This is a genomic window from Pseudomonas sp. GW822-FHT02G04 (assembly GCF_058802085.1).
Genome location: NZ_JBXANU010000012.1, coordinates 126,774 through 138,594 on the forward strand (window position 1 = coordinate 126,774; position 11,821 = coordinate 138,594).

At 58.7% G+C, this 11,821-nt stretch carries 9 protein-coding genes; 2 read left to right on the forward strand and 7 right to left on the reverse strand.

Annotated elements, in window-relative coordinates; translation table 11 throughout:
- Positions 1 to 14: 14 nt before the first annotated feature.
- Positions 15 to 3,983, reverse strand: coding sequence for an NEL-type E3 ubiquitin ligase domain-containing protein (locus tag AC1RO5_RS16950; protein WP_493176380.1), 3,969 nt, complete (start codon positions 3,981 to 3,983; stop codon positions 15 to 17).
- 17 nt (positions 3,984 to 4,000) lie between these two features.
- Complete coding sequence (locus AC1RO5_RS16955; RefSeq protein ID WP_493176382.1) at positions 4,001 to 4,933, reverse strand: dermonecrotic toxin domain-containing protein; 933 nt, start codon at positions 4,931 to 4,933, stop codon at positions 4,001 to 4,003.
- A 240-nt stretch (positions 4,934 to 5,173) separates the two neighbouring features.
- Here AC1RO5_RS16955 and AC1RO5_RS16960 point away from each other — a divergent pair, with 240 nt between their 5' ends.
- Positions 5,174 to 6,301 carry a sensor histidine kinase gene (locus tag AC1RO5_RS16960; protein WP_493176383.1) on the forward strand — a complete coding sequence of 376 codons (1,128 nt, stop codon included), beginning with the start codon at positions 5,174 to 5,176 and terminating at the stop codon, positions 6,299 to 6,301.
- Positions 6,302 to 6,481: 180 nt separating this feature from the next.
- Here the strand turns inward: AC1RO5_RS16960 and AC1RO5_RS16965 are convergent, their stop codons facing one another.
- Complete coding sequence (locus AC1RO5_RS16965) at positions 6,482 to 6,787, reverse strand: chaperone modulator CbpM (RefSeq protein ID WP_413697101.1); 306 nt, start codon at positions 6,785 to 6,787, stop codon at positions 6,482 to 6,484.
- 24 nt (positions 6,788 to 6,811) lie between these two features.
- Positions 6,812 to 7,759 carry a DnaJ C-terminal domain-containing protein gene (locus AC1RO5_RS16970; RefSeq protein ID WP_413697102.1) on the reverse strand — a complete coding sequence of 316 codons (948 nt, stop codon included), beginning with the start codon at positions 7,757 to 7,759 and terminating at the stop codon, positions 6,812 to 6,814.
- Between the two features lie 296 nt (positions 7,760 to 8,055).
- Between AC1RO5_RS16970 and AC1RO5_RS16975 the strand changes: the two genes are divergently transcribed.
- A complete protein-coding gene (locus AC1RO5_RS16975) occupies positions 8,056 to 9,330 on the forward strand; it encodes an Hsp70 family protein (RefSeq protein ID WP_493176386.1) in 1,275 nt (424 codons plus the stop codon).
- A gap of 55 nt (positions 9,331 to 9,385) precedes the next feature.
- Here the strand turns inward: AC1RO5_RS16975 and AC1RO5_RS16980 are convergent, their stop codons facing one another.
- The 3 genes from AC1RO5_RS16980 to AC1RO5_RS16990 all read right to left on the reverse strand — a co-directional run bounded on the left by AC1RO5_RS16980 (position 9,386) and on the right by AC1RO5_RS16990 (position 11,742).
- On the reverse strand, positions 9,386 to 10,399 hold the full coding sequence (locus AC1RO5_RS16980) for an AI-2E family transporter (protein ID WP_493176387.1): 1,014 nt from the start codon (positions 10,397 to 10,399) through the stop codon (positions 9,386 to 9,388).
- A gap of 176 nt (positions 10,400 to 10,575) precedes the next feature.
- Positions 10,576 to 10,881 (reverse strand): PsiF family protein, encoded by a 306-nt coding sequence (locus AC1RO5_RS16985; protein WP_105340437.1) that lies wholly within the window; start codon positions 10,879 to 10,881, stop codon positions 10,576 to 10,578.
- Positions 10,882 to 10,953: 72 nt separating this feature from the next.
- Positions 10,954 to 11,742, reverse strand: coding sequence for an AraC family transcriptional regulator (locus AC1RO5_RS16990; protein ID WP_493176389.1), 789 nt, complete (start codon positions 11,740 to 11,742; stop codon positions 10,954 to 10,956).
- Between the last annotated feature and the right edge of the window lie 79 nt (positions 11,743 to 11,821).

The following is an 11,821-nucleotide window of genomic DNA, read 5'->3' on the forward strand; positions in this document are numbered from 1 at the left end:
AGCTGTTTCTCAGGTCAATCCGTTGCTGGTGCGTTCATAAAGGCGATGTCCACACTTTGCAGTTTCGCCCGATCCATCGCCTGTTGGGTCAGGGTTTTAAGCAGCGTTTTCATCTCGATGTCGATCAGGTTCAACTCGGCGGCATAGGCTTCGTCAGTCATGACCTGGCCCGGAGCAATTTGGCTTTCCGGCTTACCCAATTCTGCGGCGAGTACCCTGAGCTCCTGCTTCAGATCGGCCTTTGACTGCGACGAAAGGTCCGGTTCGGAGGCTCTCTTTTCAAGCGCCATGTAAAATTCCGTCGTTGCATCGATTCGGCGCCTGAAGACCTTGAAGGCACTTCGATTCGAGCCCTGGAGGTAAGTTTCCCAGAACGGCTGTTCGATGATCGAATCACGCAGTAAGTCGCCGGTTTCCAGTTCCACGACCCGCCGATACGCACTCTCGATCATCTCGGGAGTCACACCGGTGTGCGTGCGAAATTGCAAATCACGGGACTGCCAAGGCAGGTCCAGTCGCTCCGCCAGATCCGTCATGTAAGCCAGGTGAACCTCGACCTCATCGATGCTTCCCCAGACTCGGCCGTTTGCATCGACATCCCTGAATTGCTCACCGTTCTCCAGGCGCTCGGCGACCACTTTGTGGGCGATCCGGCTCAACTCATCAAGCCGCGATTTGCCCCTGGCCAGTTGCACCAGTTCGACCTCCACAAGGCCTGGGTTAGCCAATGCGTAGGCCTCATGGATCAGCACTTCTACGCCCATTGCATTGAACAACTGCGCCCCGGCATCCACACAGTTAGTGACCTCTTCCCTGCCCATGACGAAAAGATTGCGCCGCAGCTCGCTGTCCTTGGACATGGCCTCCAGCATTCGCCAGAGCTTTTGCGTCATATCCACCTTGAAGGCTTTGTCAGTTCTGAAGGCGGTTGATTGGGTGAGCTTCCTGATCTGATTGAAAAAAGGCACCGAACCGAACTCATCCTCCACGCTGTTCCATATCTCCTGTTTAGCGACCCAATCAGGTCGCGTCATGCCGTCCTCCCAATCAAGGCTGTCGCGCACGCCGCGAGGCGGATACGGACGATCGGGGTCCAGGCCGACGGACCGGATATAGCCTCTGAGTGTTTCCAGGTTGTCGGCCGACAACCACTGCGGGTCCCGATTCAATACCGTGCGCGCCAACAGCTCCGCTCCCACAGAGCCGGGCGTCACCCGTGGGATGACCGTCAGTTCATTGCGTTGCAGGTTCAAGTAAAAATGCCGGAATCGGGGTTGAGAAAACAATCCGTCCGGCCAGGTATTAATGCCGGTCTCACCCAACATCACCGTATGCAGCATACGCATACCGCCGATATCCGGCACTCGACCCAGCGGGTTCCCCTGAAGATCCAGACTTTGAAGCCGGGTAAGCCATCTCAAATAAGTAGCTCCCTGCGCATCCAGCACAATCCGGTTATCGACGAGGTACAACTCGGTCAGCCCACGCATTCGCCCCACGGCACTGGGAAATTGCGTGAGCCGGTTGCCGGAAAGGTTGAGCGAACAGAGTTTGGGGAAATGATCAAGAAAGGCGACGTGAGCGTCGGTCATTTCAGTGCCCAGCAAGTTCAGGCAGGTCACGTGCTGAAAATTGGCGTCCAGAGGGGGCATGGTCCCCAAGTGCCGCCCCAAGGGCATATTCCTGAGATCAAGCACCGTCCCCTGTAGATTCCCGAAAGCGTCCACATCCCTGGGAGCGGTTCGCTGCCAGCACTGCCGAATGGCTTTGTACAGGGTGTTTCTGGACTGCCACTCAGCCCTCCCGGCCGAGCTATACCTGAAGGCTTCGGTCGGCGAATCCAGCCAGCGCTGGAAATTGGCGTTGAGGCGATTGAATTCGGCTTCAAGTGCACTTGCTCGCTGTTCTGGATGGTCGCCCTGACCGCCGGCATCCAGATAAGCCTGAGCTTCGGCCTCCGTCCAACCCGGGCGCACACTCCTGACCCGCTCCTGTGGTGTCAGTCGTCCGGTGAGTCGCTGAATGCCTGAAGAAGCTTGCATACCACCGCGCAGCTTCATCATCTCCGGATCGTAGGTGGGCTTGCGCAAAGGATTTTCCACCAGCATCAGACGCAGCTTGTCACGCGCCAATGGTGCATTTTGAACGGCGCGTTTGAGCATCGCGCCCTGGTTGATCTCATAGCCCAGTGCTCTGCGCTCAACATCAGGCAGGGCGTGCAATACCGATGAAAACAGATCATCGGCACCGTGCAGGTGGTGATCATCGGTATCCCGCGCTTCATACCCCTCGTCTGTGCTGATCAGCACTTTGCGCACCGACGCATCTTCAGGGCCAACACTGTCGCGCAGACGGCCAGTCAGCGAATGTTCGCGGATTTCGATGCGCACATCGCCCGGCCAGTTCGGCAAGGTTTCCAGGGTGTGTAGTGCCAGCCTCTCCGTGTCCAGTGCATGCAGTGAATCAAGGAAAAGCCCGTCATAGGCACGCGCCAGACGCAACTCAAGCAAAGCGGCTCGCACCTGTTGCTGCAAGTGCAACCCAATGCGCTTTTGTTCGGCAAGCGCCTTCAAGTCAGCGGGTTCAGCGGCGCTCAGCAGTTCCTCGGCCATGCGGGTGGGCAATTGGGCATAGGCGTCCTGAAGCACCAGCACGCCGGCATTGCTTGAGCGTGACAGGCCATTCCCGGGCAGCTTTCCCGTGTCCGTCCATGTTTTGAACCGGTTGATCTCATCGATCAGCAACGCTGGCGGCGCTTCGTTTTCGACATGCAGCCGACGCAACATCGCTTCTTCAACACCACTGGCAATACGGATGTGTTCAAGCGTCGCATCATCAAACGCATCGACGATTGTCCCCAAGCGTCGCATGAGCTGGGCCTTGGTCCATTCAACGGGACGGTCGAACTCGGTATGCCAGGTACCGGTATTGTTGTGCTCGAGTTTTGGCTTGTAGGCCGTCGGCCGGCCGGGATGCTGGATTCGCGATTGACCCGTCTGCGGATCGTCTTGTACGGCGAAGTATTTGCCGTCACGCGACAGAAACTCCTGTTCGTCATGCCGATGCAAGCCTCGCTCGTTAAGCGTTGAATCCGGAGCCAAATCGACCTGACGCTCGTAAGGGCTCAAGTCAGGATTCCACAAACGGGTCTTGCCGTCGTCAAGCACGACCGGCTTCAACTGGTCGATAAACGTCGAAGGCTTGATCGCTGCCGCCGCGCCCGTCGGTAGAACATGCCCTGCCCCCATGATTGCCAGCTGGGCAGCATTGATCAGGACACCGCTCAGCAGTGCCGCCGCTTCATCCTTGTCTCCCTTGCTCCAGTCCTCGATGCCCTCCATGGTTTCGAGCACCATTTGCCCGACCATGATGCCCAGCATGGCTTCTCCCAAACCCGGTACCAGCATCGCGCCGAAGTTGAATACGTTCCAGCCGATACTCGCGTAACTGTTCAGTCGCGCCCAACGGGCGTTGGCATCTTCATCGTCAGTGGGAACGGCAATGTGTCGCGCATCCGCGATGGCCTTGTCACGCCGCCATCGACCGAGCGCAGGCCAAAGCAAACCGTCAATCACGTTGGTGATCGGCTCCGCATCGGGATTCTCCACCGCCGTCTCCCGCCACCACGGCCCCATGTTCAAAGGTTCACGCTGTTGCCAGGTGAAGGTGGTAAAGCGTTCTCTGATGCGAGTGAAAAACCTGCCCTTGTCTTTTTGCGGCACGAACCGGCTGAAGAATTGTTGATAGTCCGAGGAGCGCAGCTGACTCGTCAGCTCCTTCATGAAATCAGTGAAGGAGCCGTACTCTTTCAAGGGATGATCGGGGTCATCGGGCACATAGGCAATCAGGGGGCCCTCAAGCCGACTTTGCTTATAAATATCCTCCCTGCGCAGCATTTCCTCGACAACGCCGCTAGGGCCATTGGCAAAAAAGGCCTTGAGTAGTTTGAACTGATCAAACTCTTGCCCAGGCAAAATTGCCAATCGCCGCGACCACTCCATCATTGCTCGCTGATGTACCGGGACCAGATTGTCGTAAAGTTTTTTATTTGCGTTGGATCAGCCACGGCACTGAACAGCACAATACCGGTCAACTTCACACCCATCAGTGTCAAGCAATGAGACTGTAAAGGGCTATGCCCCATCAAGACAGTTGTCTGGTTATCCCGCAGTTGCTTTAGTTTTCCGTATGCATAAGAAGTGACATCGCCCTTCAAGTACGCAATTAATGCCGATTCACTGAACGCGGCCTTTTCGGTCCCGATGAAGTGCTGCTCAAGGGACGCCTTCGTATCAGCCCGGGCCGGGTCCAGCAAACCGGTAATGTGCCGCTGATACTGCGCACCGAGATCCAGCTCCCGGCAAAGACTCGCGAAACTTTCGACGGTCAACGGATGGCGCTTCAGCGCACCTTCGGCATCGGTAACGAAAATGCCGGAGCCGTCGCGCAAGGTGCCTGCACGGGTGTCAGCGTCCTCGAAGTTGTGCAGCGCGGCCTGCATCAGGGTGGACTGCCTGAGCCGGCTGGCCTGGGTATCGATGCCAAAACCCAGCGGAGCCGGAATATAAAGCCGTACTGTAGTTGCCTGGACATCCAGTTCCAGGTTCCGTTTTTCTTTCAGCGCTTGAATGAGCAAGGGTTCAGCGAATGCATTGATGTCCTCTTGTAAATCCCCCAAGACGTCATCGAGGTTGTCTTGCAATCGCCAGCGCTCACTGATGAGTTCCTTGAGGTACTGACGGTCGATAGCGCTGGCCTTGACGTACCACTCGGGAAAGTCGGGTGGCTGGCTTGCATTTGATACAAGTCTTGATACCGATGGCTTCTTTATTAACGCCGGAACTTTGGTTGCAAGATAATTCAGATAAATATTTTCGCCGACAGTGAGCTCTGGATAAGCACCCGAAACAGTTCCTTCTGATATTTCATTCATTACGCATGTATCCCTATGCGATCAACAGAACATCTAGCTTATTCAATAGCGGCAAAAACAAAAGCTCAAATAGTTGTTGGAAAACAGCGACAAAACAAACAACACCACTCAACTTGAGAATCTAAAAAACAATTAAATACCACCCGCAAAATTCGCAAGCCTGATCCGCCTTGCCAGCGGTAGTTTTTACCCGCTGGCAAAGGGGCTAAGATGCCAAGAGTTTCCAGTCAGGTACCGGCCATGCGCTTATCCGAATTCATCAGGCAACACGTGGACCGTATCGTCGATGAATGGGAACAGTTCGCCAGAACGATCGCCCCGGCGGCCGAGTACATGGATCAAGCAGCCTTGCGTGACCACGCCAAGGCGATTCTGCTGGCTGCCGCGCGAGACATGTCCACTGCACAAACTGCCAGCGAACAACAGGCCAAAGCCAAGGGCGAAGGCCCGGAGAAGACCCCGAGCCTGGACAAGGCCGGCGCCAGCCATGGCGAGCTGCGCCATACCGTGGGTTTCGACCTGGTGCAGATGACCAGCGAATTTCGCCATTTGCGTGCCTGCGTGATCCGCCTGTGGGTCAACAGCCTGGACGCCCCCGAAATCGCCTATTTCCAGGACATGATCCGTTTCAACGAGGCCATCGACGAAGCCCTGGCCGAATCCACCGAGGCTTATGCCGAGCAGGTCAATCGCTCCCGGGACATCTTTTTGGCAATCCTCGGCCATGACCTGCGCGCACCGCTGCAAGCAGTGAGCATGTCCACGGAAATGCTGCTGCGCAAAGCCGCTCTCGAAGGCGATGCGCTGACGTGCGCAATCCATATCCAGCGTGGCGCGCGGCACATGGCGGTGATGGTCAGCGATTTGCTGGAGCTGGTCCGCAGTCGCCTGGGCAAGCGCCTGCCGATTGAACCGGCGCCCATGGACCTGGCCGAAACGGCGCGCGAAGCGATTGCCCAAGCCTGCGCGGCTCATCCGCAATGCGATCCGACACTGAGCGTCGAAGGTGATACCCAGGGTGTATGGGATGGCCGAAGGCTCGCTCAAATGCTGCAGAACCTGATCGGCAATGCGTTGCAACACGGTTCGAACCACTGCGCGGTCAAACTGACCCTCAGGGGTGAAACGGACAACATTCGCCTCACCGTGCACAACGACGGTACGCCGATTCCACCCGAGGCGATCGGCACCATCTTCGATCCGCTGGTACGCAGTGCCGATGAAGAACTCGGCGCGCCGAGCACCAGCCTTGGTCTGGGGCTGTTCATCGTCAAGGAAGTGGTTGATGCCCATGAAGGGACGATCGAGGTCAGTTCCAGCGCCGAGCAGGGCACGCTGTTTACCGTGGTGTTGCCCAGGAAGGTGTGACCGCGCAAGACCGCGTTGTGGCGAGGGGGCTTGTCGGAACGCCGCACCGCCCCGTTCGAGCGCGAAGCGGTCGTAAAAACGACGCATGCGGTCAGCCTGAAGAGCCGCGATGACCAGACTTGGGGTCGCTACGCAACCCAACGGGGGCAAGCCCCCTCGCCACAGGTTTAGTGTTTACAGCTACTCGATCACCAGCCGCCCCAACCGCTGCTTGAGCATGCGGTTCTCGGCCCGCAGTTGCTGGACTTCTTCAAGCAGGTCCAGCGCCAGGGCGACGCCTTCCCATTCCAGCTCCAGCTCGCGCCGCAGCTTGGCGGCGCGCTTGGCCAAGGTCAGTTCATAGTCGGTGAAACGCCAATCCTTGGGCACAGCCCCCTGCGGTTCGAGGATGCCGTGTTCGACGATCTCGATCACATGCACGTCCGACAATTCGGTCGCCTCGCAGAATTCTGCCAGGTCCAATTGAACGATCACGGGGTCGCTCATGATTGGCTCCTCCTTATCTCGGAATCAAAAATTCTCTCGCGGATCAAAAGCAGCTTTCTTCGCCAACTCCTCCCACAACGCCTTGACGTCATGGTCGAGTTTTTTCGGCATCACCGCCTTGAGCTGCACGAACAGGTAGCCGCGGTGGCCGGCCTTGTGCAGCAGGCCGTGGCCCTTGGCGCGCATGCGCTGACCATTCTGGCTGCCGGCCGGCACCTTGAGGTTGATCTTGCCGGTCAGGGTCGGCACCGCGACTTCGGTCCCCAGTGCCAGCTCCCACGGCGCCAGCGGCAAGGTGATGATCAGGTTCTCGCCTTCGACGTCGAATTTGGGGTGCGGCGCAAAACGAATGGTCAGGTACAGGTCGCCATTGACCCCGCCACCGATACCCGGCGCGCCCTGGCCCTTGAGGCGAATGCGCTCGCCGTCGGTCACGCCGGCCGGGATCTTTACGTTCAGGCTTTTGCTGGTGTTGCTGACATGCTGGCCGGCAGCGTTGTAATGCGGCACCTGAAAGCTGACCTTCTTCGATTCGGTCGACAGGGTTTCTTCCAGAAAAACCGGTAATTCCATTTCCACGTCTTGCCCTCGACGCCCGGCGCTACGGCCCGACCGTCCACCACCACCGAAACCCGGACCACGGTTGCCGAAGATCGAACTGAAGAAGTCCGAGAAATCGCCCGTGTCCTGCCCACCACCACCGAAACCACCACGGCTCTGCCAACCCGGCGGGCCCTGGAAGGGCTGGCCGTGGTGACCGTATTTGCGCAAGTCGTCGTATTCGGCGCGCTTGTCGGCGCTTTTCAGCGCTTCATAGGCTTCGGACGCGTCCTTGAATTTGGCCTCGGCGTCCTTTTCCTTGCTGACATCGGGGTGGTATTTACGCGCCAGCTTTCGATAGGCGGCCTTGATCGCCTTATCGTCCGCTGTCGGCTCCACACCGAGAATCTTGTAATAGTCTTTGAAGTCCATCGAGGGAATCACCATCCATTATCGAAATCGCGCCGCTCGGCACAGCATGCTCTTGTGTGCAGCGCCTTGATTGACCGATCTCAATTGTGTGACCGGGCAGCGCATCAGAAGTTTATCGGCAGCAGGGCGCGGTTCTTGCAGTCGCCCAGGCATTGCCAAACCTATGCAGGGAAGTTTGGGGGTGATGGACCATCTTTCAAGCGCTGATCGATGCGATTTAACAGATAGTCGGCCTTCGAATCTTCGCCGCACTGACATACACTGCGCGGCCGTTTTTTAACCGGAACCTGAAAGACATGAAAAACGCATCTCCAGCCCGTGCCTGCGGTATCGACTTCGGCACGTCCAACTCCACCGTCGGCTGGCTGCGCCCCGGCATGGAAACGCTGATCGCGCTGGAGGACGACAAGATCACCCTGCCCTCGGTGGTCTTCTTCAATATGGAAGAACGCCGCCCGGTGTACGGCCGGCTGGCGCTGCACGAGTACCTGGAAGGTTACGAAGGCCGGCTGATGCGCTCGCTCAAGAGCCTGCTGGGCTCCAAGCTGATCAAGCACGACACCAGCGTCCTCGGCACGGCGATGCCGTTCAAGGACCTGCTGGGGCTGTTCATCGGCCAGTTGAAGAAGCGCGCCGAAGCCGCCGCCGGTCGTGAGTTCGAGGAAGTGGTGCTGGGCCGTCCGGTGTTTTTCGTCGATGACGATGAACTGGCCGACCAGGAAGCCGAGAACACCCTGGTGGACGTGGCCCGCGCCATCGGCTTCAAGGACGTCTCGTTCCAGTACGAGCCGATCGCCGCGGCGTTCGACTACGAGTCGACCATCGAAAAGGAAGAGCTGGTACTGATCGTCGACATCGGCGGTGGTACGTCGGACTTCTCGCTGGTGCGCCTGTCCCCTGAGCGACGTGGCCACGACAACCGCCACGACGACATCCTCGCCACCGGCGGCGTGCACATCGGCGGGACCGATTTCGACAAGCAGCTGAGCCTGCAAGGCCTGATGCCGCTGTTCGGCTACGGCAGCCGCATGAAGAGCGGCGCCTACATGCCCACCAGCCATCACATGAACCTGGCGACCTGGCACACCATCAACTCGGTGTACTCGCAGAAGTCGACCCTGGCCCTGGGCAGCATGCGCTACGACATCGAAGACACCGGCGGCATCGATCGCCTGTTCAAGCTGATCGACCAGCGCGCCGGGCACTGGCTGGCGATGGAAGTGGAAGAAACCAAGATCCAGTTGACCCACGCCGACAGCCGCCACGTGCCGCTGGATCGCATCGAGTCCGGTTTGAGTGTGGAACTGACTCGCGCGCTGTTCGAATCAGCCATCGACAACTTGCTGGAACGGGTGCGCAACAGCGTGACCCAGTTGCTGAACGACGCCAATGTGCGGGTCGATCAGGTGGATACGGTGTTCTTCACCGGCGGTTCGAGCGGGATTCCGGCGCTGCGCAACAGCGTCTCGGCGATGTTGCCGAAGGCGCAGCATGTTGAGGGGAACATCTTCGGCAGCATTGGCAGCGGGTTGGCGATCGAGGCGGCCAAGCGTTACGGCCCGATGGATTGACCTGAAACCCTGTGGCGGGGGGGCTTGCCCCCCCGCCACAGTAGATCAACGCAGATCAAACCATCCCCACCTGCTTCAACTCACTCTTCAGATACGCGTAATAAATCGGCCCCGCCACCACCCCCGGCAGGCCGAACGCGGCTTCGAACACCAGCATCGCCAGCAGCAACTCCCACGACTTGGCACTGATCTGCCCGCCGACGATGCGCGCGTTGAGGAAGTATTCGAGCTTGTGGATAAAAATCAGATACCCCAGTGCCGCCACCGCCACCCAGATCGACAGTGACAGGCCGACGATGGTGATCAGAGTGTTCGACATCAGGTTGCCGATTACCGGCAACAAGCCGAGCAGGAAGGTCAGCACGATCAGGGTTTTGGTCAGCGGCAGCTTGATCCCGAACATCGGCAGGATCACCGCGAGGAAAATCCCGGTGAAAAAGGTGTTGAGCAGCGAAATCTTGATCTGCGCGAAGACGATGTTGCGAAACGCCTGGACCAACAGATGCAAGCGGTCGAACAGCGCCGCAGCCAAGGGCTTGCGCTTGGTCAGGTCCGGCACGCGCTGCAAGGCGATGATCGCCCCCAGCACCATGCCTATCAGCAGCGTCACGAACATGTGCGCCGCGTCCTTGCCCACCAGCTGCAAGTCGCTGAGGTGCTTACTCACCCATTCGCCGATGGCCACCCGGAATTCGGCGGCACTGGCCGGCAAATAGGCGTCGATGAATGGCGGCAACTGCCCGCGTGCGCGGTCGACCACGCCCATGAACTTGTCGAGGGAAGCGCCGGGGTTTTCCGCCTCGTGCAGCAGAAAACTGATCGCACCGGCAAAGATCAGCGCCAGCACACTGACCACCAAAGTCCCCAGCAACGCCACCGCCAGCCAGCGCGCGCGGCGGCCTTCGATCAGCCGCTGCAACTGCGGCGTGAGCATGTTGACCAGTTCGAACACCAACAACCCGGCCAGCAGGCTGGGCAGCAATCGCAGAGGGATCACCAGCAGCAAACCGCCAAAAATGATGACCCAACTGATGAGCAACAAGACCTGACGCTGAGAAAACGCTGACATACAGCCTCAAAACGAACGACGTAAAAGGATTGGCAGTCTGCCAGCGTTCCGGCGCCGAAGCGAGCGGATGACCCGCAGGCGGTGTCACGGCGAAAAGATCGCAGCCTGCGGCAGCTCCTACGCGCCTGTGGGCGCTGCCGAAGGCTCGGGCCGCGTTCGGACGATCTTTTGATTTTTTACTTTTTCTTCAGGCACTCGCTCATGAACGCTTTGCGCGCATCGCCCTTGAGGGCCTTGGTGGCGGCATCGGCGTTGCAGGTTTTCATTTTTTCTTGCTGAGGAGTCAGGGGTTTGGCGGCATCGGCGGCCGGAGCGGCTTTGAGGCAGGTGCTCATGAAGGCTTTGCGCTCGTCGCCTTTAAGGCTCTTGGCAGTAGCATCGGCATTGCAAGTGGTCATCTTGTTCTGTTGGGCAGTGGCGGCGAAACCCTGAGAGCAGAGCAGCAGACCGATCATCAACAACGGGGCACGCAACATCTTCATGGAGTTTTCTCCTTGTTACCGCACCGATGGGCACGGCCTCGCTCTGGAGTGTAGACAAAGCCTGTTACACGTTCACCTGCTATCGAGGTGGCTGCGCCGATACTGTTCCGGCGTGCACCCGGCCTGACGCTGAAACATCGCGATAAACGCCGAGCCGGTGCTGTAACCCATGTCGAAGGCGATTTCCTGAATGCTGCGTTGGCTATCCAGCGCTTCGATCGCCGCCAGAAACCGCAACCGTTGCCGCCACTCACCAAAGCTCATGCCCAACTCGCGAACAAACTGCCGGGCCAACGTGCGTTCGCTGACGTGAATCTGCGCGGCCCAATACGGCAACGGCCGGTTATCCCCAGGCTCGGCCTGCAAGGCTTCCAGAATGCCAAGTAACCCGAGGCTGCTGGCGTAGGGCAAATAGCACTCATGCATTGGCGCCTGTTGCAGTTGGTCCACCAGCACTTGAGCCAGGCGCTGGTCCGCGTCGTGCTCGGGAATTTTCACATCGCGGGCGGCGAAGTCTTTCAGGATCGCCTTGAGAATGTCGCTGATCGCCAAGGTGCAGGCCTGTTGCGGCAACTCGCGACACAACGCCGGCGCGAGGCAAACCGCGCGATAGTTGATCGGCTGGTTGCTATAGAAACTGTGCTCGGTCCCGGGCGGCACCCACACCGCATACTGCGGTGGCGACATGAAGCGGCTGCCATCGACTTCCATGTGCAACACGCCATGGGCCGCGTACTCCAGCGTGCCCCACGGATGCCGGTGAGGCGCAGCGTATTCGTGGGCGTTGAAGTCGGCGTAGCGGAAATACACCGCCGACGGTAGTTCACTGAAATCCAGCAGGTCGATGTGTTTACTGTTCATGCTGTCCGGAATCAGAGGCAGGTTGTCTGGATCGCAGTATAGGCTTGCATCCAGACAGACGGATAATCGCCCCTCATTA